This window comes from Tardiphaga sp. P4_G1, assembly GCF_056401215.1.
This window is the reverse complement of record NZ_JBFUJU010000003.1, coordinates 447,043-469,125: the sequence shown is the minus strand read 5'-3', so window position 1 is coordinate 469,125 and position 22,083 is coordinate 447,043. Positions and strand designations below refer to the sequence as shown.

The 22,083-nt window shown below is 61.6% G+C and carries 15 protein-coding genes and 1 pseudogene; 10 read left to right on the top strand and 6 right to left on the bottom strand.

The features are described from left to right. Window positions 1-145: 145 nt before the first annotated feature. Complete coding sequence (locus AC1DUY_RS09890; protein WP_478113880.1) at window positions 146-1,834, top strand: methyl-accepting chemotaxis protein; 1,689 nt, start codon at window positions 146-148, stop codon at window positions 1,832-1,834. Window positions 1,835-1,877: 43 nt separating this feature from the next. On the opposite strand, the gene AC1DUY_RS09885 is transcribed toward AC1DUY_RS09890, so the two are convergent. Then, window positions 1,878-2,678: a transglutaminase-like cysteine peptidase gene (locus AC1DUY_RS09885; protein ID WP_478114049.1), complete on the bottom strand. Its 801-nt coding sequence runs from the start codon at window positions 2,676-2,678 to the stop codon at window positions 1,878-1,880. Between the two features lie 447 nt (window positions 2,679-3,125). Here AC1DUY_RS09885 and AC1DUY_RS09880 point away from each other — a divergent pair, with 447 nt between their 5' ends. Then, on the top strand, window positions 3,126-8,099 hold the full coding sequence (locus AC1DUY_RS09880; RefSeq protein ID WP_478113878.1) for a cadherin-like domain-containing protein: 4,974 nt from the start codon (window positions 3,126-3,128) through the stop codon (window positions 8,097-8,099). 96 nt (window positions 8,100-8,195) lie between these two features. On the opposite strand, the gene AC1DUY_RS09875 is transcribed toward AC1DUY_RS09880, so the two are convergent. Next, window positions 8,196-8,375, bottom strand: a complete 180-nt coding sequence (locus AC1DUY_RS09875; RefSeq protein WP_439075071.1) for a hypothetical protein — start codon at window positions 8,373-8,375, stop codon at window positions 8,196-8,198. Here AC1DUY_RS09875 and AC1DUY_RS09870 point away from each other — a divergent pair. The 3 genes from AC1DUY_RS09870 to AC1DUY_RS09860 are packed head-to-tail and all read left to right on the top strand — an operon-like array spanning window position 8,365 to window position 13,563. Then, window positions 8,365-10,023 carry a type I secretion system permease/ATPase gene (locus AC1DUY_RS09870; protein ID WP_441230980.1) on the top strand — a complete coding sequence of 553 codons (1,659 nt, stop codon included), beginning with the start codon at window positions 8,365-8,367 and terminating at the stop codon, window positions 10,021-10,023. The genes AC1DUY_RS09875 and AC1DUY_RS09870 overlap by 11 nt on opposite strands. Next, complete coding sequence (locus AC1DUY_RS09865) at window positions 10,020-11,327, top strand: HlyD family type I secretion periplasmic adaptor subunit (protein ID WP_441230981.1); 1,308 nt, start codon at window positions 10,020-10,022, stop codon at window positions 11,325-11,327. Before AC1DUY_RS09870 ends, AC1DUY_RS09865 begins: the two co-directional genes overlap by 4 nt. Before the next feature lie 10 nt (window positions 11,328-11,337). Continuing rightward, window positions 11,338-13,563 carry a CHASE2 domain-containing protein gene (locus AC1DUY_RS09860; RefSeq protein WP_478113874.1) on the top strand — a complete coding sequence of 742 codons (2,226 nt, stop codon included), beginning with the start codon at window positions 11,338-11,340 and terminating at the stop codon, window positions 13,561-13,563. Between the two features lie 83 nt (window positions 13,564-13,646). Here the strand turns inward: AC1DUY_RS09860 and AC1DUY_RS09855 are convergent, their stop codons facing one another. From AC1DUY_RS09855 to ssuD, 4 genes and pseudogenes are all read right to left on the bottom strand, one after another. Beyond that, window positions 13,647-14,249, bottom strand: a complete 603-nt coding sequence (locus tag AC1DUY_RS09855; RefSeq protein WP_439074332.1) for a flavin reductase family protein — start codon at window positions 14,247-14,249, stop codon at window positions 13,647-13,649. A 25-nt stretch (window positions 14,250-14,274) separates the two neighbouring features. Beyond that, a pseudogene (locus AC1DUY_RS09850) lies at window positions 14,275-14,919 on the bottom strand (ATP-binding cassette domain-containing protein); the annotation flags it as partial. 239 nt (window positions 14,920-15,158) lie between these two features. Further along, window positions 15,159-15,965 carry an ABC transporter permease subunit gene (locus AC1DUY_RS09845; protein WP_478113872.1) on the bottom strand — a complete coding sequence of 269 codons (807 nt, stop codon included), beginning with the start codon at window positions 15,963-15,965 and terminating at the stop codon, window positions 15,159-15,161. Between the two features lie 18 nt (window positions 15,966-15,983). After that, window positions 15,984-17,141: an FMNH2-dependent alkanesulfonate monooxygenase gene (ssuD, locus tag AC1DUY_RS09840; RefSeq protein ID WP_068730429.1), complete on the bottom strand. Its 1,158-nt coding sequence runs from the start codon at window positions 17,139-17,141 to the stop codon at window positions 15,984-15,986. 528 nt (window positions 17,142-17,669) lie between these two features. Here ssuD and AC1DUY_RS09835 point away from each other — a divergent pair. The 5 genes from AC1DUY_RS09835 (at window position 17,670) to AC1DUY_RS09815 (ending at window position 22,083) form a co-directional block, all read left to right on the top strand. Beyond that, window positions 17,670-19,475, top strand: coding sequence for a putative bifunctional diguanylate cyclase/phosphodiesterase (locus AC1DUY_RS09835; protein ID WP_478113869.1), 1,806 nt, complete (start codon window positions 17,670-17,672; stop codon window positions 19,473-19,475). A gap of 94 nt (window positions 19,476-19,569) precedes the next feature. Further along, window positions 19,570-19,974, top strand: coding sequence for a YccF domain-containing protein (locus AC1DUY_RS09830; protein ID WP_231078775.1), 405 nt, complete (start codon window positions 19,570-19,572; stop codon window positions 19,972-19,974). A 115-nt stretch (window positions 19,975-20,089) separates the two neighbouring features. Next, a complete protein-coding gene (locus tag AC1DUY_RS09825) occupies window positions 20,090-21,151 on the top strand; it encodes a polysaccharide deacetylase family protein (protein ID WP_478113867.1) in 1,062 nt (353 codons plus the stop codon). Between the two features lie 208 nt (window positions 21,152-21,359). After that, complete coding sequence (locus AC1DUY_RS09820) at window positions 21,360-21,536, top strand: hypothetical protein (protein WP_478113865.1); 177 nt, start codon at window positions 21,360-21,362, stop codon at window positions 21,534-21,536. Between the two features lie 46 nt (window positions 21,537-21,582). Beyond that, entirely contained in the window at window positions 21,583-22,083 is a 501-nt protein-coding gene (locus AC1DUY_RS09815; RefSeq protein ID WP_478113863.1) for a hypothetical protein, read from the top strand.

Genomic DNA, 22,083 nt, shown 5'->3' with positions numbered 1-22,083 from the left:
TGCAGATGAAGCGGCGCACTTTCCAAGCCACAACCGTCGGAGAGTCCCGAGAATTACGATTAAGGAAGTTCTAAGACGCATCTGCGTATCGTGCAGCATTGTACCGCCATCCAAGCATGGCTCGCGATTGCTGGAGACCTTTTCCGTGAAGCTGCTCAATAACCTGCCGATTTCCGCCAAGCTTGGGCTTCTCGTCACCGTCACTCTGATCGGTCTCTGCCTCGCCGGCGTGCAGGCGACGCGCCTCGTCAGCGCTGAAATGCGCAGCTCTCGCATGGAGCAGGTTCTCGCCATCGTCGAAACGGCGCGCAACATGGCGCTCGGTCTGCAGAAGCAGGTGACAGCCGGCGAGTTGACGAAGGATGCCGCGATCCAGGAATTCGTCAAGCGCGCCCGCACAATGACTTATGACAAGGGCAACGGCTACGTCTTCTCCTATGACATGAACGGCATCGCGCTGGTGACGCCGGATCCGAAACAGTTCGGCACCAACCGGCTGGACGTCCCGACCAACGGCCGTGCGCTGACCCGCGAGTTGCGCGACGGCGTCGCCGCCAAGGGCGATGTCACGCTGTATTACGAATACATGAAGCCGGGCACGACCGAATTGATCCGCAAGTTCTCCTATGCGGTTGCCGTGCCCGACTGGAATCTGTTCGTCGGCACCGGCGCCTATCTCGACGACCTCGATACCAAGATGACGCCGATCATCTGGTCACTGGCGATAGCGATCCTCGGTATCGCTGTTGTTGCCGGTCTGATCGCCTGGTTCATCGCCCGCGGTATCACGAGGCCACTGAGCCAGCTCGGCACCCGCATGCGGGATCTTGCTGACGGCAAGCTGGAAGCCGAGATCCCCGGCGCCGGCCGTCGCGACGAGATCGGTGCGATGGCTACGACGGTGCAGGTATTCAAGGACAACGCGATCCGCATGCACGGCCTCGAGCAGGAAGAGGTCGCCGTCCAGCAGCGCGTCGCCGCCGAACGCAAGTCGGCGATGAACAGCCTTGCCGATGGCTTCGAGCAAAGCGTCAACGGCGTCGTGAAATCGGTTGCGACGTCCGCGGCCGGAATGCAGGCCACCGCATCGTCCATGACCAACACCGCAAGCGAAACCACCGATCGCGTCGCCAGCGTCAGTATGGCGTCCGAGAAGGCGCTGAACAACGTGCAGACCGTTGCGGCTGCAGCGGAAGAACTGACGGCGTCCGTCGAGGAAATCTCGCGGCAGGTCGCGCAATCGACCGAGATCGCGCGGCAGGCCGTCGGCGAAGCAGACCGAACCAACGCAACGGTTCAGCTCCTGTCCGGCGCAGCCGAGAAGATCGGCGTTGTGGTGCAGCTGATCGACACGATTGCAGCACAGACCAACCTCCTGGCGCTCAATGCCACCATCGAGGCCGCCCGTGCAGGTGAAGCGGGGCGAGGCTTCGCGGTTGTCGCGTCGGAAGTGAAAGCCCTGGCAACCCAGACGGCCAAGGCGACGGAGGAAATCTCGGCGCAGGTTGCCAGCATGCAGTCGACAACCGGCGATGCCGTCTCGGCGATCGGCAATATCAGTGCGACCATCGAGAAGATGAGCGAGATTTCGATGGCGATTTCATCGGCCGTCGAGGAGCAAGGCGCTGCGACCCGCGAAATCGCCCGCAACATTCAGGCGGCAGCCACCGGCTCCAGCGAAATCGCCACCAATATCGGCAGCGTCAACGCAGCAGCCTCCGCCACGGGACAAGCGGCCGGACAGGTCCTCAACGGCGCGCGTGAACTTGACGGGCAAGCCAGCATGCTGCAATCGGCGGTGACGGACTTCCTGACCAAGGTTCGCGCGGCCTAAATCAGACGACCGACCGAGCTTCGATCGATACGGGCCGTTCCGCTTACAGTGCGGGGCGGCCCAAAGCCTTTTTGGCGTTGGATGCCAGCGTGGTCAGAGCTACTTCATCCGCGACGGGACGCTGCGTAGCTGCCAGCAGCGGCGCATCGACATACTGTCGGATACCGTTGTGATCCATCACGAAGAGCGGCCTGGTGTTCTTCATGTTGACGTCCTCGACCATCGCCATGCGACGGTTGTCGAGCATGAACCAGCGGCCATCGAGGCGGGCTGCCGCAACGGCGTGGTCTTCCTGGCGCAGCGTGTCGCGCAGGATCACGACCCGCAGATCCTCGGCCGCAACGCCGGCGGCACGTAATGCGGTAAATTTGGCGATGGCATAGTCCTCGCAATCGCCGGCGCCAGTGGCGAGCAGTGCCAGCGGCGAACGCCAGACATCCGTTGCGCCATAGAGCACAAGATCATCGCCGGGCCGAACCGCCAGATTGATAGCGCGATTGACCTCACCCATACGGGCGCGACCGTCGCGGGCACTGGCATCGCCAACGATATCCAGAAACTTCGCTGCCTCAGGCGAGCAGCGGACGGGCGTCTCGGCACAAAGCTCTAGGGCAAGCTGCTCGTCGTCCTGCTCGCGTTCAACCCCGCGCCACTTGGCTTTGAGCTCGCCTTCCGGCAGCGCCGATGTGGCGAGGCCAAACGGCTCCGCAGGCCGGTCGACAGCGCCGATCGCCTGGTCAGGGAAGGCCGTTCCGGCCAGGAGATCAGCGGGTGCCGCGAAAATCGCCAGCCCCAAGGCCAGCACAGACGCGCAGCGCACCCGCGCAAAAGCAGAAGTCCACATCATAGACGCCCCGTCTGTCCGGGCATCGGCAAGCAGGGCTGCTCGCACGTGACCGGATCATTTGTGGGGCCATCTTGAGGCGACTAATTTTCGACGAGATTAAAAGGGGTTAGCCGGGTCGGCGAAGTTCGCGGACAGGCTGAAGGGAGGCTAACCGGCTTGACGACAATTTTATCGAAATGGCCGAAAGGCTCGTACGGGAGGGATTATATTACCTCACGCATTCGTTCCAGCGACGTCGACTTCCGGAACCGGGAACACAGCCTGAACTCGGAACATCGTTAACGAAAATTCACTATATGGATCAGTGGTATCCGGATGATTTCACAAAGCGGGCGATAGCTTGAAAAAGTGATGCGCAGACGTCCACTATCGCATTGCACCCCGCGGTGGTATGCATGGCTCGCAAATTAGCTAATTAATAACCATAACCATGCGCGGTAGAAATTGAACTACGCGGGTCAATTCGAATTTTCGCAATCTGGCGATGCTCCGGCCGAACCAACAGCTGGCGGCGGCAGTATTGGCCATACGTTTTCCGCTCATACGGCCGGTTCCGCGATTGTCGTGCAGGATGCCAACCTGCTGTTCTCCGGCGACTACAAGCGCTCCGGCGTCGATCTCGTGCTGTCCAAGGACGGGCACGAACACGTCGTCTCCGACTATTTCAAGGGTTCGCTGCGCGCAGCTCTGTCGTCGCCCGATGGCGCGCAGCTGTCCGGCGACCTCGTCACCGCCCTTGTTGGTGAAGTGCAGGTCGCGCAGCTCGGCGGCGGCGCCACTGCCGCCGCGCAAGTCATTGGTACTGTTAGCAAGCTAGCCGGCAGCGCGACTGCCATCCGCAATGGCGTCTCTGTGATGCTCAATGTCGGAGACCAGGTGCAGAAGGGCGACGTGGTCCAGGCTGGCGCAGACTCATCGCTGACCATGACTTTCATCGATGGCACCGTGTTTGGCCTCTCGGCCAATGCACGCATGGTGCTGAACGAGATGGTCTACGATCCCCAGGGATCGGCGAACTCATCCTTGCTCAGCCTCGTGCAGGGCACGATCACTTTCGTTGCCGGCGAAACTGCCAAGCATGGCAATATGCGCGTCGATACGCCGGTTGCCACGATGGGCATCCGCGGCACCGCCGTGCTGGTCGAAATCGGTTTCGAAGTGCCCGGACAGGGCGGCGCACCGCCGGTGAAATTCCAGGTTCTGGTCGAGCCCAACGGCGCGACCGGCTCCTACGTTTTGTATAGCAAGACCAGCGGCCAGGCGATCGGCACCGTCAATGCGGCCGGTCAGGTCACCAGTGTGCTCGGCAATGGCGATACATCCACAGGCATCGCCGATCCGCTGACGCCGATCGCACGGGCGATCATTGAGCAAACGCTGCAGACCTATTTCCCGAACTACGTTCCGAACGCCAATCCGCGCAGCGGACCCGGCGGCGGTTCATCTCCGGGCGATCCCAATTCCGGCACCAGTCCGGATCCCTTGAAATTCATAATTCCGGATCTTCTGCCGAACCAGCCCTACACCGTCCCGATCAAGCTGCAGGGCGACGGCTCCAACACGTCGCCGATCGACGTCACCTTCACGCGCTTCAACACCGCGCCGATCGTCACCGTCGCTCCGGTTGTCGTGATGCTGCCGGTCGACAAGACCAGCTTTGAAATCAAGGATCAGGTCCAGATCACCGATCCGGATAGCGGCGACGTTGCGACACCCTATGTGCCGGGCACAGCGCATATCATTTCGGCGAGCGGCCCGAGCGGCACACCCACGTCGCTTGACCTCAAATCGCTGGTCACCGTCGATCCACAAACCGGTCATGTCAGTTACAATCCGGCAGCGTTCAAGTTCCTCGCCGCCGGACAGAAGGCCGTCTACACCATCGGCTTCGACAGCCAGTCCGGGCCGGACACGACCCATGAGACTCTGACCTTCACGGTCGATGGCTCCAATGATGCGCCTGTCGTGCTGTCGGCACTGACCGCTGCAGCGAGCCAGGATGACGGCGCGCAGAGTTTCAACCTGCTAGCCGGCGCATCCGACGCCGATCTCGGCGAAACGGCGACATTGACTGTCGGCAACGTCAAGTTCGCGCTGAATGGCGGCACCGCACAACAGGCCGCACCGACCGGCGTGACACTGACCGGCACGACGCTGCATGTCGATCCGAGCGCCTTTGCCTATCTCGGCGAAGGCCAGACCGCGACCATCACCGTCACCTACAACGTTATCGACGCCCATGGGGCGAGCGTCGCGCAGACCGAGACGATTACGGTTACGGGCGTGAACGATCAGCCGACGATCGTATCGACGAACTTCACAGTGCCTCAGGGCGGAGAAGTCACGCTCGGCGCCACGAGCTTCACCATCAGTGACCCGGATGTCGGCTCAGACTTCACATTTACCGTCACCAATGTGAGCGGCGGCTATTTCGTCGTCGATCCGCCGCCTGGCCAGCTTCTTCGCTTCGCCGGATTCCGAGCGCTCTCCGAGAGCCAGGCGATCACCTTCACCATGGCCGACCTTCAGCACGGACGGGTTCACTTCATCAGCGACGGCAGAGGCCCGCCATCATTCGACCTCCAGGTCGATGACCGCAGTGGAGCTCCGAACAGCCAAAGCCCGACAGCGACTCAGACTGTCAAATTCTCGGACCTTGCCCCTGTCGTCGACAAGCCGCTCACGTCAGCGGCAAACGAGGGCGACTGTGCCGTCACGGTCGATCTCCTGACAGGCGTTAACGATCCGGATGGCGGAACGCTGTCGATCGACAACGTGCGCTATACGATCGRCAACGACGATTCATCAACAGATCTTCCGGCAGGGCTGTCGCTTAACGGCACGTCGTTGACCTACGATCCTGCAAATAAAGCATTCGATCATCTCGCTGCCGGCGAGAAGATGATTATCACCGTCAGTTACGACATCTTCGATGGCCAGGGCGGCAAGACCACGCAGACGGAAACCATCACCGTCACCGGCACCAATGACCGGCCGGCGATCAAATCCGCTTCGTTTGCCTTGAGCGAGGGTGGCACCACTGTTCTCTCCGCCACCAGCATCGGCATCGTCGACCCTGACAGTCACGACTTCTCCTTCACCGTCTCCCAGGTCCGGCACGGCAAGTTCCAGATTCAGACCGAGAGCGGCAACTGGTGCGACACCACCACATTCACCTCGGACGACCTCGACGCCGGTCATGTCCGATTCGTGCATGACGGCAGCGAGTCCGACGCGAGCTTCTCGATCCGGGCTAATGACGGCCAAAGCGAGCATAACCTCAGCGACACCTTCCGCGCCACTATCGAGATCGAGCACGTCAACGACGCTCCCAAGATGCTCGCGGCACCGCTGCTGATCGCCGAAGGCGCCACGGTCGTCCTGACCGTCCTGAACTTCCTTGTAAACGATCCCGACGACAACAGCTTCACCTTCACGGTCTCCGACGTCGAACACGGCGTGTTCAAGATCAAGCAGGGAAACAGCTGGGTCGAGACCGATCACTTCACCACCGCAGACCTGAAGGCCGGCCGGGCTATCTTCACGCATGATGGCGGCGAGATTCCGCCGTCATATACCGTCACAGCCGACGACAACCACACCGATACACCCAATCACCTGAGCAATCCGGTCGACAGCACCGTGGTCTTCATCCCGGTCAACGACGCGCCGAAGATCGTGAACGCTCACTTCAGCGTGGACCAGGGCGGCAGCGTCCTGCTTCACGCATCGAATTTCGGCGTCTGCGATCCAGACAGCAGCAGTTTCAAATTCACCGTCTCCAATGTGAAGGGCGGTCATTTTGAAACTTACAACTATAGCCACGGGCAGTGGTCGTGGACGACCGATACGAGCTTCACCACAGCGGAGCTGAATGCTGACCACGTCCGTTTTGTGCAGGACGGCAGCAACAAAACGCCGACTTTTTCGATCAAAGCTAATGACGGCTCGTTGTTCAACAGCACGAGCGATGCGTTCAGTGGCGGCAGCACACTAACGCATCCGGCGCCGACCGCAAATGAAGATCACATCCTCAACGCAGCAGTGCCCTCGCTTGGTGGCGGCTGGCTACTGAACATCGATAACGGCCACTATTATCGATTGGTTACAACCGCATCGAGCTGGAGCGTCGCAAAAGCGACGGCTCAAGCGGACGGTGCTTATCTCGCAACGATTACAAGCCAATCCGAACAGGACTTTGTCGGGCCGATTGCCACCGGCTATCGCGCCTGGCTCGGAGGCGTGAGCCATGACGATGCGAATGGCTCGGGACATTTTTTCTGGGCGACCGGCCCCGAGGCAGGCACGCCCTTGAACTATGCACACTGGGCTCCGCTCGAGCCGAATGGCGGTGGTGGCGCGAATACACAATACATTCACATCGAAGGCGTCACCGACTCCCAAAATCTTGGATGGAACGACGAACCGGGTTTTGATAACGGACGTGTCTTCATCGAGGAATTAGGTGGATTGCCGGGACAGATCGCTTTCCGGGAAGACACCGGCACGACGCTGACGACACAGCAGTTGCTGCAAAACGACACTGGCCAGAACCAGAGCTCGCTCTCTATAACCGCAGTGAGTACAACGAGCGTCCACGGCGGATCGGCGACGCTCGCCGACAATATTATCACCTATCATCCATCTGCGAACTACAATGGCGCCGACAGCTTCACATACACGCTGTTCGACGGCACGGCGACATCAACGGGTACCGTCAGCTTCGACGTTGCACCGGTCAATGACGCGCCGATGATCTCGACGGAAAACCTGTCTTTTTCGCAAAGCCAGTCCGGCCAGATCACACTGATGGGGATTTCGGTCGCAGATGCGGACTCTTCAAACGGGAATTTCACCGTCACCACCGCAACAGGCTGGGGCCATGCGACACCCGTCGGAGGCAACTCCGAGAGCTTTGCTGCCATCAATGCGAGTCTCGCACAAGGTATCACCTATGCGCCCGGCAACTCTGTCCCCCCGACCACGGAGAAGGTGTCGGTTACGGTCACCGATAGCGATGGCGCATCAGACTCGGTGAATTTCATCGTTGCGTTGTCAGACTCGGCTTCGATTGTTCTCGAGGGAACCAGCGGCAAGGACGTCATTCTTGCGACTTACCTGAAGGACACGTTGACCGGAGGCGCTGGCAAGGATCAGTTTGTCTTCGCGAATAATCAGGGCCAGCATACGATCACGGATTTCAAGCCGGGCGAAGACCGGATTGATCTCCACATGCCGAATGCGCCGACGACTGGCAGCACTTTGACGGCCTGGCTCGATGCGCACGCCACCCAGGTCGGTAACGATACGCTGATCCATCTCGATGCGCCCGACGCGGTGGTGCAGACCAACACGATTCTGCTTCAGGACGTGGTCAAAAGCCATCTCACTGCAAACGACTTCATTCTGCATGCCTGATCCCGTGCGGAGGGATTTCGGCACTGGCCGACTGGTCCATTAACTGTCCCTAATGGACCACCTGCACAAATCGTTCCGATGATGGCATAATGGCCGTTAGATCAGGGCTCGGGTGGTATGCAGCACCTGACGACCATCGATCCGTGCGATCCGCAAAGGTTTGACGATGCAGCGTGGCCTGTCACGAACCTCCAGCCTGCCAGCACGGACTGAGCTCGGCGATGCCTTGCGGGCCTGCCGCGGCGCCTTTCTGGGCGTCGGGCTGATGAGCTGCATGATCAATATCCTGTATCTGACCGGCTCGTTCTTCATGCTCGAGGTCTATGACCGTGTGCTGCCAAGCCGCAGCGTGCCGACTCTCGTCGGTCTCATCGTCCTGGCCGGCGGCCTTTACGTGGCTCAGGGTATTCTCGACCTGCTGCGCGGCCGCATTCTGGTGCGGATCGGTAGTTCGCTTGACGAGGCGCTGAGCCCTCGCGTGTTCCAGACCGTGGTGCGACTGCCGCTCCTCGCCGGCGGACACAACGAAGGCCTGCAACCGCTGCGCGACCTCGATAACGTCCGCTCGTTCCTCTCTGGCATGGGGCCGAGCGCACTGTTCGACCTGCCATGGCTGCCGCTCTATCTGGCGATCTGCTTTGCCTTCCATCCGATGATCGGCGTCACCGCATTGGTCGGCGCAGTTCTGCTGGTAGGCCTGACGATCCTCACGGAAATCATGACCCGCGAACCTGCGCGCGAGGCCAATGGTCTTGCGGCACGCCGCAGCGGGATTGCCTCGGCCAGCCGGCGCAATGCCGAAGTCGTCGTCGCGATGGGCATGGCCGGGCGTCTGACGCAGCGCTGGCGCGAAGCCAACGAGACCTATCTGGCCGGCAACCAGCGCACCAGCGATGTGGCCGGCGGTCTCGGCGCCATCGCCAAGGTGATGCGCATGATCCTGCAATCAGCGGTGCTCGGTGTCGGCGCCTATCTCGTGATCAATCAGGAAGCCACCGCCGGCATCATCATCGCCGGCTCGATCCTCAGTGCCCGCGCGCTGGCGCCGGTCGATCTGGCGATCGCGCACTGGAAGGGTTTTGTCACCGCCCGGCAGAGCTGGCATCGGCTCAACGGGCTGCTATACGCTCTGCCGGATCAGGCAGCTGTTACTCAGCTGCAGAACCCGTCGCAGAAACTGACGATCGAAGGCGTCAGCATCGCACCGCCGGGTGAGCAGAAGATCACGGTCAGCGACATCACGTTTGCACTCGCGGCCGGCAACGGCCTCGGCATCATCGGACCGTCGGGCTCCGGCAAGTCATCGCTGCTGCGCGCGCTGGTCGGCGTCTGGAAGCCGGTGCGCGGTCATGTCCGGCTCGACGCCGCGGCGCTCGACCAATGGGCGCCGGACGATCTCGGCCGCCATATCGGCTATTTGCCTCAGGATGTCGAACTATTTGCAGGCTCCATTGCCGACAATATCTGCCGTTTCGATCCCGATGCGAAGGATGACGACATCATCACCGCGGCAAGGCAGGCCGGCGTCCACGACCTCATCGTCGGCATGCGCGAAGGCTATGATACGCAGGTCGGCGATCACGGCGGCGTTCTGTCCGCCGGCCAGGCGCAACGCATCGCGCTGGCGCGCGCACTGTATGGCGATCCGTTCCTGATCGTTCTGGACGAACCGAATTCCAATCTCGATACCGAAGGCGATGAAGCGCTGACCAAGGCCGTGCGCGCGGCCCGTACGCGCGGTGCCATCGTCATCGTCGTTGCACATCGGCCGATCGGCATCGAAGGCGTCGACATGCTACTGGTGCTGAAGGATGGTCGCATGCAGGCCTTCGGACCGAAGGAGACCGTGCTGGGTCAGGTGCTGCAGCGCCCGGCAGCACAGCCGATCAAGATCGTCGCCGACGGCGGAGTAGCCAAGCCATGAGTGCACCGCTCACAGGATCGCGCCGCTCGATCCGAATCCACCTCATTATCGGCCTCGTCGTTGTGCTCGTGCTCGCAGGCGGCTTGGGCGGCTGGGCATCGACGGCGCAGATCTCCGGCGCCCTGATCGCGCCCGGCTCGGTGGTCGTCGATTCCAACGTCAAGAAAGTCCAGCACCCGACCGGCGGCGTCGTCGGCGAAGTGCGCGCCCGCGACGGCGACCTGGTAAAGGCCGGCGATGTCGTCGTGCGCCTGGACGATACCGTCACCAAAGCCGGCCTTGCTATCGTCACCAAGAACCTCAACGGATTGTGGGCACGCGCGGCGCGGCTGGAAGCCGAACAGCGCGGCGTCGATCGTATTACGTTTCCACCGCAGCTTATCGAGCAGATCGCAGATGACGACGTGAAGAATGTCATCGCAAGCGAAACGAAACTGTTCAATGTGCGCTCGACCGGCCGCGTCGGCCAGAAGCAGCAGCTTCGCGAACGCATTGCGCAGCTCAACGAGGAGATCGCCGGCCTCACCGCGCAGGAAACTGCAAAGACCCGCGAAATCGCGCTGGTGGAAAAGGAACTGGTCGGCGTCCGCGGATTGTTCGACCAGCAGCTGGTGCAGATCTCGCGCCTGACCGTGCTGGAACGCGACGCCGCGCGCCTCGCCGGCGAACGCGCGCAATTCATCGCCGCTCGCGCCCAGGCCAAGGGCAAGATCACCGAGATCGAGCTGCAGATTTTCCAGATCGACAAGGATCTGGTCAGCGAGGTCTCCAAGGATCTGCGCGAGACCAATGACAAGATCGGCGAATTCGTCGAACGCAAGGTCACCGCCGAGGACCAGCTGCGCCGCATCGACATCCGCGCGCCACAGGACGGCATGGTGCTGCAGTCCACCGTACACACGATCGGCGGGGTCATTACCGCGGGCGACGCCGTCATGCTGATCGTGCCGCAGACCGACAATCTGTCGGTGGAAGCCCGGGTCAATCCGCAGGATATCGACAAGCTGCAGATCGGCCAGAAGACGCTGCTGCGACTTTCCGCCTTCAACCAGCGCACCACGCCCGAGCTCAACGGCGCCGTCAGCCGCGTCTCGCCGGATACGACGACGGACCAGCGCACCGGGCAGAGCTATTACACGATCCGGATTTCGATGCCGGCGTCGGAAGTCGCCAAGCTCGGCGATGTGCGCCTGATCCCCGGCATGCCCGTCGAAGCCTTCGTACAGACCGGCGACCGCACCATGCTGTCCTATCTCGCCAAGCCGCTAAGCGATCAATTGATGCGCGCCTTCCGCGAGAAATGACGCGACACCCATGAAGCGCATGCGGCGAGTGAAACGGCTGGCGCAGCGGTTCGGTTGGGCACGTGCGTTCTGTGTCGTATTACTGCTTGGCCTCGCATTGCTGCGCATCGCTGACCCACCCGCCATCGAGGAATTGCGGCTGCGGGTCTTCGATACCTATCAGGTGATCCAGCCGCGGCTGAAGACGGCGAAGCCCGTTACCATCGTGGATATCGACGAGAAGAGCCTCGCAAGATATGGCCAGTGGCCGTGGCCGCGCACGCGAATCGCCGAGCTTGTCACCAGGTTGAACCAACTCGGCGCCGTCGTGACCGGCTTCGACATCGTATTCCCCGAACCGGACCGGCTGAATCCTGCGCTGGCGGCGGAGAGTTTTACAGGGCTCGATGACGAGACGCGCATCCGGCTGAAAGCATTACCCAGCAACGATCAGGTGCTGGCCGACGCCATCCGGCGCGGGCGCGTGGTGCTTGGCGAGTCCGGCCTGCCCTATATCGTTTCGGAACTCGACAAGTCTCTGCCCCTGACGGGATTGGCCATGCTCGGCGGCGATCCGCAGCCGTTCATGCTGGCGTTTCCCGGACTGATCCGGAATATCGACCTGCTGGAAAAGGCCGCCATGGGACGCGGCCTGTTCACGATCAGTCAGGAGCGCGACGGTCTCGTGCGCCGCGTGCCCGTGATGATGCAGGCGCAAGGCATAGTCATGCCGTCGCTGAGCTTCGAGATGCTGCGCGCCATCACCGGCACCGACACGATCCTGATCAAATCCGACCGCGCAGGCATCAAGAGCATTGCGGTCAAGGGTCTGGAGATTCCCACCGACAGCGAAGGACGGATCTGGGTGCATTTCGCCAAGCGCGATCCGAGCATCTATGTCTCGGCATCCGACGTGCTCGATGGCACGGTGCAGCCCGGCATGATCGCACGGCATCTGGTGTTGATCGGCACCTCGGCGGTCGGCTTGCTCGACACCAAAACGACACCGCTCGACGCAGTGATTCCCGGCGTCGAGGTTCATGCGCAGGTGCTGGAGAGTGCGCTCACGAAGACCGTGCTGTCGCAACCCGCCTATACGCGTGGCGCCGAGCTGTGCATTGCGATCATTCTCGGCATTATCGTGATCTGGCTCGCCCCGATGTTCGGGCCCGTCACCCTCGTCATCATGGGCGCCGTATTTGCGGCGCTGCTCGCCGGCACATCCTGGTATTTCTACACGCAGCACCGCCTGCTGATCGACTTCACCTATCCCTTGCTCTCGACCACACTGATCTATCTCACGCTGATCTTCAGCAATTTCGTGCGCGAGCAGGCGCAGCGCCGCCGCATCCGTTCGGCCTTCAGCCAGTATCTGTCGCCAGCCCTGGTCGCGCAGCTAGCGCAGTCGCCGGAGAAACTGGTGCTCGGCGGCGAAGAGCGCGAGATGACCATCATGTTCTCCGATGTGCGCGGCTTCACCACGATCTCGGAATCCTACAAGCACGATCCGCATGGCCTGACCACGCTGATGAACCGCTTTCTGACGCCGCTGACCAATGCAATCCTCGATCGCAAGGGCACGATCGACAAATATATGGGCGACGCCATCATGGCGTTCTGGAATGCACCGCTCGACGACGATCAGCACCAGATCAATGCCTGCCACGCCGCGCTCGACATGCTGGATCGCATCGACGCGCTGAACGGACTGCGCCAGACCGAGGCCGAGAACGGCGGCCACGTCTATATCCCGATCAATATCGGCATCGGCCTCAATACCGGCATCTGCGTCGTCGGCAATATGGGATCGGATCTGCGCTTCGACTATTCGGTGCTCGGCGATAGCGTCAATCTGGCCTCGCGTCTCGAAGGCCAGTCAAAGGAATACGGCTTTCCGATCATCGTCGGCTCGAAGACCGCGCTCGCCGTCAAGGACAAGTTCGCCATTCTCGAACTCGACTTCATCATGGTGAAGGGCAAGAAAGAACCGGAAGTGATCTACGCCATCGCCGGACGTGAGGACCTGACGCATTCGGAGCGCTTCCAGACGCTGCGCAACCTGACCATCGAAATGCTGGCTTGCTATCGTAGTCGCGACTGGGACGGCGCATTGTACGCCGTCGAGCGCGGCCGCAATTCCGATGTCGCGAATGCGCTCGAGAAGCTCTACGATCTCTATGAGAAGCGCATCCGCGCCTATCAGGAGACCCCGCCACCAGCGGACTGGAACGGCTCGTTTGCATTGCTGACGAAGTAATCCCACGTAGGGCACAATAGCAAAGCGTATTGCGCCACCGGGCGGTGGGTTACGCTGCGCTAACCCACCTTACAATCCACGGATCAGATTTCGCGCAGTGCCCGCATGCTGGGCACGCTGACTTCGGCGAGCTTCAGATTGTCTTCGTTCTGGTCGATCGCCACATATTGCCCGTCCCAATAGGTCAGCGCGGTGTGCGGGACCGAGGTGATGACATCGCGGACGCGGCCGATGACGATGGCGTGGGAGTGGCGCTCGATGACTTCCTCGACGTCGCAGTCGATTGCCGCAAGGCTGCCGGCCAGCAGCGGCACGCCGGTTGCCCGGGTAACCCATTGCGCGCCAACGAAACGTTCTGCGCCCTTCAATCCGCCCTTGCCCGAAAATCGCTCGGCCACGTCGAGCTGATCAGCCGACAAAATGTTGACACCGAAGGCGCCGTAGCGCTGCAGCAGCGGCCAGGATGACGACTCCCTGTTGACGCTGACGATCAGCGTCGGTGGATCGACCGACAGCGACGAGACCGATGTCACCGTCATGCCCGTGATGTCTTTGCCACGCCCGACGGTGATCACGCTGACGCCGCCGGCCAGCACTCGCATGGCGCCACGGAATTCTTGCGAAGAGACCCCGCGATCAGAGGAAATCTCGCGATCGACGGTGATGTTACGAACGACGGAATTCATGGCAGCCTCGCAGGTCACAATTGTCTCACAAGCCAGTGGCATCGGCTCCCGGGCCGAGCAGATTGCGCAGGATCGAACCTTCCAGCGCCGCAAGATCTGCCGAGCCGCGCTGCCGCGGCCGAGCGATATCGACATTGATATCGTGTGCGATGCGGCCGTCTTCAATCACCAGCACGCGATCAGCCAACGCCACAGCCTCGGACACGTCATGCGTCACCAGAATCGAGGTGAAGGTCTGGTCATGCCACACGCGACCGAGCAACTGCTGCATCGAAATACGGGTCAGCGCATCGAGTGCGCCGAGCGGCTCGTCGAGCGCCAGCACACGCGGATGGCTGACCAGTGCCCGCGCCAACGCGACACGCTGTTTCTGGCCACCTGACAAGACAGACGGCCATTGATCCCGTTTCTCGGCGAGGCCGACCTCCGTCAATGCACTTTCAGCGCGCGCCTTGGCATTGGCCGATGTCCTGTCGGTCCCCAGGCCAACTTCCACATTCGAGAGCACGCTGGCCCATGGCAACAGGCGCGGTTCCTGGAACATCACGCGGATGTCTTCCGCGCGGGTTTCCTCACCAAAGCTGATCGTGCCGGCAGTCGGTGCGTCGAGGCCTGCGATCAGGCGGAGCAGCGTGCTCTTGCCGCAGCCGCTCTGGCCGACAATGGCCACGAACTGGCCGGCAGGAATATGCAGATCGACGCCGCGCAGCACTTCATTGCTGCCGAAGGATTTGCGGAGACCACGAATGGTCAGCGACAGTCCACGGGACTTCTGCTCGGACGGACGCCGCGCCTGCGTGGCGCGGGCCTGTTCGAAATCGACGGGCGCATCGATGACCTGAGCATCGGCATGGCTGAGGCGAAGAGACTGTTGCACGGTCATTTCAAATTCTCGCTTCCGAATTTCGCTCAATGTTTCTGAAAAGCCGGGTGCCAGGACAATGTCAGCCGTTCCAGCGCGCGCGAGGCGCTGTCGGCCACCTTGCCCAGCAGCGCATAGATCAGGATGCTGAGGACGACGACGTCGATCTGCATGAATTCGCGCGCCTGCATCGCCATGTAACCAAGGCCCGACGAGGCCGCGATGGTTTCGGCCACGATCAGCGTCAGCCACATGATGCCAAGCGCAAAGCGCACGCCGACGAAGATCGACGGCAACGCGCCCGGGAAGATCACGCGGCGGAACAGCTCGCTATTGCGCATGCCATAGATGCGGCCCATCTCGATCAGCTGCGGATCGACCGTACGAATGCCGTGCAGCGTGTTGAGGTAGATCGGGAAGAATACGCCAAGCGCGACCAGGAACAGCTTGGCCGATTCATCGATGCCGAACCACAGGATCACCAGCGGGATCAGCGCCAGATGCGGCACGTTGCGCACCATCTGCAGCGTCGTGTCGGTGAGCTTGCTGCTGAGCTGGGACAGGCCGTTGGCCAGACCGAAGGCAAAGCCGATGCTGCCGCCGATCAGGAAGCCGACGGAAGCACGCCAGAACGACACCCAGATATTCTGGGCGAGTTCACCCGAGATCAGCAGCTTCCACCCGGCCAACGCGACATCGGTCGGCGCCGGCATCACCCGTGCCGGCACGTAACCGGTCACGCAAGCGGCCTGCCAGACGAGCAGGATGAGCAGTGGCACGATCCACTGAGTCAGACCATCGATGCGCGGCAGGCGAAAGCTGCGAACGCGGGGAAGGATTTCAACAATGCTCATGATGGGTGCCTGTCGGAATTACGAGGCGCTCTGCGCGCGATGCTCATTGGCAACGATTTCACCGACCGGGCCGGTGCGCGTCCGTAGCGATGTGACGTTGTCGTGCTGTTGAAGCGACAGCAGCGGGAAGACGAGCTCGGCGAAGCGATAGGCTTCCTCGAGATGCGGGTAGCCGGACATGATGAAGGTATCGACGCCGACGTCCTGATATTCCTTGATGCGCGCCGCCACCGTCTGCGCATCGCCGACCAGAGCTGTACCGGCGCCACCACGCACGAGGCCAACACCAGCCCAGAGATTCGGGCTGATCTCGAGCTTGTCGCGACGTCCGCCATGCAGCTGCATCATGCGCTGCTGGCCGACCGAATCCTGCCGCGCCAATGTCTTCTGCGCGTTGGCGATGACGTCGTCGGTGACATATTGAATGAGCTCGTCGGCGGCCTTCCACGCCGCCTCGTTGGTCTCGCGCACGACCACATGAAGACGGATGCCGAAGGACAGCTTGCGGCCGCGCTTCTCTGCAGCAGCCTTGACGCGCGCAACCTTCTCGGCGACCAGCGCCGGCGGCTCGCCCCAGGTGAGATATTTGTCGACGGTGTCCACCGCGACATCGATGCCGGCATCCGACGAGCCGCCGAAATACAGCGGCGGGCGCGGCGACTGCACCGGCGGGAAGATCAGACGACCATCCTCGATCTGGATATGCTTGCCCTGGACATTGACAGTCTTGCCAGCCAGCAGGTCGTTATAGACGTTGAGGAATTCGCGGGTGACGGCATAGCGCTCGTCATGCGGCAGGAAAATGCCGTCGCCCTTGTTCTCGACGGGATCGCCGCCAGTCACGACATTGATCAGGAGGCGACCGTTGGTGACACGGTCCAGCGTTGCGGTCATGCGCGCGGCGACGCTCGGCGATTGCAGGCCCGGTCGGACGGCCACGAGATAGCGAAGCTGTTCGGTCCACGGCGCCACGGCGGATGCGACCACCCATGAATCCTCGCAGCTGCGTCCCGTAGGCAGCAGCACGCCGAAATAGCCCAGCTGATCGGCGGCCTGCGCGATCTGGCGGAGATATTTGAAGTCGATGTCGCGCGCACCATGGGTCGATGCCAAGTAGCGTCCATCGCCGTGGGTCGGCAGGAACCAGAGAACATTGGCTTTGGATGGATTGCTCATCGGCGACGTCTCTCTCGCATCGGGCGACCATTGCGGCATCGCGAGAGGATGGTGTCATGACATAAGTCTGTCGAGTGGCCCGGGAAAATAGCGACGTGCGCACTGTGACTTACGTCGATGACGAGGCGTTCCTTTCAAACTTCTGGGCATATGCAGCGCATTTTTCTCCGCCAATCTTGCATCACGCGGCGATCACAACCGCGTGGGTTGGAATGCAAGAGCTCGACCGTCGATCAGCGCGACTGAGCGGAGAATTTCATGCTGAGATCGCGGCGTATTACACTCAGATTGTTTTGCTCAAAGGCTCATCATGAGAATGATCGTACAAGCCGTCATTGAGTAATCTGGCGCTTTCGCCGCCGTCATTGACGCTTTGTTAATGACGTCAGCACCGCCACCGCTCCAAATCGTGCGGCATTTACACAACTACCCGCGTTTTGCGAACCGATTTAACCAAATCGACAAGGCGTTTTGCGAGGCTCGGCCACCATGCAGAACGCATCCGCCCCAGGCTCGCCGGCCTCTCCAATGGACAGCGACCGCCCGACCGCAACCTCTTCGACCGAGGCTGCTACCGGATTCGTGGATAGCGATGCCGCACGCGAATTGGAGATGCTGCGCGAGATCGTACGCATGCTGCCGGCCTCCGTCACCGTGCAAGACGATCAGGGCGACTTTCTGCTGGTGAATGACGCCGCGGCAATCCAGTTCAATGCATCGGCAGACCAGTTCAACAGACCCGATCCGCAATCGGATTTTCTGGTGCAGGCACTGACGCATCGACGCAAGACTGCACTCGACCTGCTGCAGTCCGGCCGCTCCGCGGTGTTCGAGGAACGCGTCAATTCCGAACGCGACAGGCGCGTGTTCCTGACCACGCATCGTCCGGCGCGTATCGGTGATCGAAGCGTGCTGCTGTCCAGCGCCACCGACGTGAGCCGGCAGAAAGAGATGGAAGAAGAGCTGTTTCGCCGCGCCTATTACGACGAGCTGACCGATCTGCCGACGCGGCGCGTGATCGAAAAACATGTCGGCGACATCATTGGCCATTCCGGCGAGACATCGCATTTCGCGCTGGCCTTCCTCGACATCGACAATTTCAAGCACATCAACGACTATTACGGTCACAGCGTCGGTGATGCGCTGCTGGTACAGTTCGCCAAGCGGCTGGCGCTCGACCTGCGCGGCACCGACATGCTGTCGCGCATCTCCGGTGATGAATTCCTGCTGCTACTGAACCCGATCCAGAGCCAGCAGGAGGTCGCCGAATATCTCGAGCTGCTGGTGCAGCGGCTGCGTGCGCCGTTCTTCATCGACGGCTCCGAAGTATTCGCCTCCGCCTCGATCGGTGTCAGCCTCTATCCCGAACACGGCCGCAACTACGACGCGCTGCATCAGAACGCCGATATCGCGATGTATCGCGTGAAGAATGAGACCAAGGGCGCTGCGGTATTCTTCGACTCCAGCATGGAGAGCGAGGCGCTGACTCGCATGGCCACCGAACAGTCATTGCGGCTGGCGATTCTCGACAAGCGGTTCTGCTGCGCGTTCCAGCCGAAGGTCGATATCCGCAGCCTGGAGATCAAGGGTATCGAGGCCCTGGTGCGCCTGCGTAACGACGATGGCGTGATCCAGGCGCCCAGCACCTTCATCAATCTGGCAGTCGAACTCGGCCTGATTGACGAGCTCACCCATCTGGTGCTCGCCGAGATCATGAAGTCGATCGACCTGATCGACGAGACCTTCGGCGCCACCGCCAGTATCAGTATCAACGTCGCCGCCAAACAGGCTGGCAACCCGGAATTCATGCGCGCCTTTGCCAGGGCGATCGAGGAGACCGGCTGCCCGACGCGCTTCATGGTCGAAGTGACCGAAGACGCATTCGTCGCCAAGACGCATTTCCAGGACGACATCCTGCCGATGTTCCGCGCGCTCGGCGTCGGCATCTCCATCGACGATTTCGGCGTCGGCTATTCGTCGCTGTCGGCGCTGGCCGATATCACCGCCGACGAGATCAAGATCGACCGTTCCTTCATTACGGACATTCACAAGCGCCCGCGCAGCCAGGGCATCCTCCGCGCCATCGAGTCGCTGAGCGAAGCGCTGGGCATGACCGTGATCGCGGAAGGCGTCGAGACCTTCGAAGAACTGGCCTATCTTCAGGCCGCGACCAAGATCCGCTATGCGCAGGGCTATTATTTCTCCAAGCCGATTTTTCTGGAAGAACTGCAGCCACAGGCACGCACCAGTAGCGACCTGCGCGGTGCATCATCGGCTCGTCCGGCAGCAGATGCCCGCCCCGCCTATTCCCGCTCCGGCGGCCGGGGTTATTGAGGCACCGCCCTCTCCCCGTCATTGTCATCCCGTAACCACATCCCATCTGTTAAGGGACTGAAAACCACGCGCTACGCATCACCAGAGAGCCCCCATGCCCGTCGTCCCGCTGTTTCTGAATATCCTCTGGATCGTGTTCGGCGGATTGGGAATGGCAGTCGGCTGGCTAATCGCGGCCGTTGTGATGGCCATCACCATCATCGGCCTGCCCTGGGCCCGCGCCGCCTTCAATATCGCCGCCTATACGCTGCTGCCGTTCGGCCAGCGCGCCGTTGACCGCGAGGCCGTCACCGGCCGCGGCGACATCGGCACGGGTGTGTTCGGCCTGATCGGCAATGTGATCTGGCTAGTGCTGGCCGGCTGGTGGCTGGCGATCGGCCATCTCCTGGCGGCGCTGGCCCTGGCGATCACCATCGTCGGCATTCCCTTTGCCTGGGCACATCTGAAGCTCGCCGGCATCGCGCTATGGCCGATCGGTAAGGTCATCGTACCGGCCTAACGCGCATTGCGTTGAACAAATTCAAATTTTCTCGTTGAGAGTGCGCCGCGCATACGCGTGATTAACTATTTCGCTCAATGGTGAAACGAGGTGGGCCTCGGGCGCCGGAGTGATTATGCGTAAGCTTCCTTTTTTGATCGTTGCAGGTTCTTTCACGGCGGTTGTCGCCGCGGGCGCTGGCGCCTGGCATTTCTTCGGGCCCGCCGGCGCTCAGACCAGCGCGAAAGCGGATAAAGGCGAGCTCACCACCGCCTCGATCGACACGCGCGCGCCGAAGTCGAATTCGGCCGCACCGACCGAACCGCCGCCGCGTGTGCAGGCTGTCGCAGCCGCACCGGCCGCCACGCCGATGCCCGCCGCTCCGGCCATGGAAAAACGCCCGACCATCGCCAAGCCCGTCTGCAACAATCCGAACGCGCTTGGCGTGTCACGCACTGTACAGATCGACACCACCGGTGGCCCCGGCCTCGGTATGTCGCAATATCGCGACTATGACTTCCTGCAGCCCGGCGAAGTCGTGCTGACCTTCGATGACGGCCCGTGGCCGGTGACCACGCCCGCCGTGCTGGCGGCGCTCAGCGCGCAATGCGTTCAGGCCGTGTTCTTCCCGATTGGTAAGCATGCCACCTGGCATCCTGCGGTGTTGAAGCAGGTGATCGCGGCTGGCCATTCGGTCGGTACCCATACCTGGTCACACCAGAATCTGGCGACCAAGACCCCGCAGGAAGCCAAGGACGAGATCGAGCGCGGCATCAGCGCCATCACGCTGATGGCCGGCCAGCCGCTGTCACCCTTCTTCCGTTTCCCGCAGCTGCGCCAGAATGCGGAGCTGAAGGCCTATCTCGCCGAACGCAACATCGCCGCCTTCTCCATCGACATCGATTCCGAGGATTTCCGCATCCACAATGCCGGCAAGCTGGTCGCCTCGGTGATGGAAAAGCTGAAGAAGAAGGGCAAGGGCATCATCCTGATGCATGACCTGCACAAGTGGTCCGCCGCCGCGGTGCCGGATCTGCTCGCCCAGCTCAAGGCCGGCGGTTACAAGGTGGTGCATATCCGCGCCAAGGATACGCTGCCGACCATCGCAAGCTACGACGCCGCCATCGCCGCCGAACTGCAGCCGGTGAAAACCAGCAATGCGCGCCCGATTTCCAACGTGATCCAGACGGTCGACTAGCACCTGATCCACTCGGGTTGAACCCAATCGAGGCCGAGGCGGCACCGCTGCCCCGGCCTTTTTGTGTTTCGTGGCGAGGCCCGCGGCGAAACAAAACGATCCCCGGACGAAACCATTTTCCGCACCGACGCAGACCGCCCGAAACCGGGCATGGTTATCCATCTGTCCAACGAAGCGGCACACAGCGCCGCCCAACAGGGACAGTCACATGCGCATCATCGGTTTCATCCTTGCCTTCTCGTTCACCTTTGCCGGTCCGTCATTCTCTGGCACCGCGATGAACGACCTGCCGGGTATCGGCACCTTTTCCTACAACGGCGCGCAGATCGCCCCTGATACGGCGACCGCGAAACTCGCCTATCTGACGCTCACGCGTCGCGCCTGATCGCACCCCTCCCCTCCGATATCCCCAGACACAGAAAGCCATCACCATGACCTCATTCAGCGCACATCTGATCGGACACACCCTCAAGGCCGCCACTGTCGGCGCAATCCTGATGCTGTCGGCGACGGCGAGCCAGGCCCAGTCGGCGAGCCCTTTTGCCGGCTTTGACGGATCGTGGAGCGGCAGCGGCACCGTGTCGCTGTCGGATGGCTCCTCCGAACAAATTCGCTGCCGCGCCACCTACAACGTTGTCGGCGGTACCGCGCTGAAACAGTCCCTCCGCTGCGCCAGCGACAGCTACAAGTTCGAACTCAGCAGCGATGTGAAGAGCCAGGGTAATCGGGTGACCGGCACCTGGGGCGAAGCCAGCCGCAATATCTTCGGCAATCTGCAGGGCAGCGCCGGCGGTGGCCAGATCGATGTCTTCGTCGAGGCCGCCGGCTTCGCCGCCAACCTGACGCTGACGACCAAGGGCAATAAGCAGCTGGTCTCGATCAGCTCCAAGGGTCAGATTCGCGACGTCTCGATCAACATGATCCGGAGCTGA

Coding starts and splice junctions, on each gene's coding strand:
- AC1DUY_RS09860 (WP_478113874.1), top strand. CDS start 11,338: ATGAAGCGCATGCGGCGAGTGAAACGGCTGGCGCAGCGGTTCGGTTGG.
- AC1DUY_RS09820 (WP_478113865.1), top strand. CDS start 21,360: ATGCGCATCATCGGTTTCATCCTTGCCTTCTCGTTCACCTTTGCCGGT.
- AC1DUY_RS09875 (WP_439075071.1), bottom strand. CDS start 8,375: ATGCAGCTCATCAGCCCGACGCCCAGAAAGGCGCCGCGGCAGGCCCGC.
- AC1DUY_RS09885 (WP_478114049.1), bottom strand. CDS start 2,678: ATGTGGACTTCTGCTTTTGCGCGGGTGCGCTGCGCGTCTGTGCTGGCC.
- AC1DUY_RS09870 (WP_441230980.1), top strand. CDS start 8,365: ATGAGCTGCATGATCAATATCCTGTATCTGACCGGCTCGTTCTTCATG.
- AC1DUY_RS09815 (WP_478113863.1), top strand. CDS start 21,583: ATGACCTCATTCAGCGCACATCTGATCGGACACACCCTCAAGGCCGCC.
- ssuD (WP_068730429.1), bottom strand. CDS start 17,141: ATGAGCAATCCATCCAAAGCCAATGTTCTCTGGTTCCTGCCGACCCAC.
- AC1DUY_RS09845 (WP_478113872.1), bottom strand. CDS start 15,965: ATGAGCATTGTTGAAATCCTTCCCCGCGTTCGCAGCTTTCGCCTGCCG.
- AC1DUY_RS09865 (WP_441230981.1), top strand. CDS start 10,020: ATGAGTGCACCGCTCACAGGATCGCGCCGCTCGATCCGAATCCACCTC.
- AC1DUY_RS09855 (WP_439074332.1), bottom strand. CDS start 14,249: ATGAATTCCGTCGTTCGTAACATCACCGTCGATCGCGAGATTTCCTCT.
- AC1DUY_RS09835 (WP_478113869.1), top strand. CDS start 17,670: ATGGACAGCGACCGCCCGACCGCAACCTCTTCGACCGAGGCTGCTACC.
- AC1DUY_RS09825 (WP_478113867.1), top strand. CDS start 20,090: ATGCGTAAGCTTCCTTTTTTGATCGTTGCAGGTTCTTTCACGGCGGTT.
- AC1DUY_RS09830 (WP_231078775.1), top strand. CDS start 19,570: ATGCCCGTCGTCCCGCTGTTTCTGAATATCCTCTGGATCGTGTTCGGC.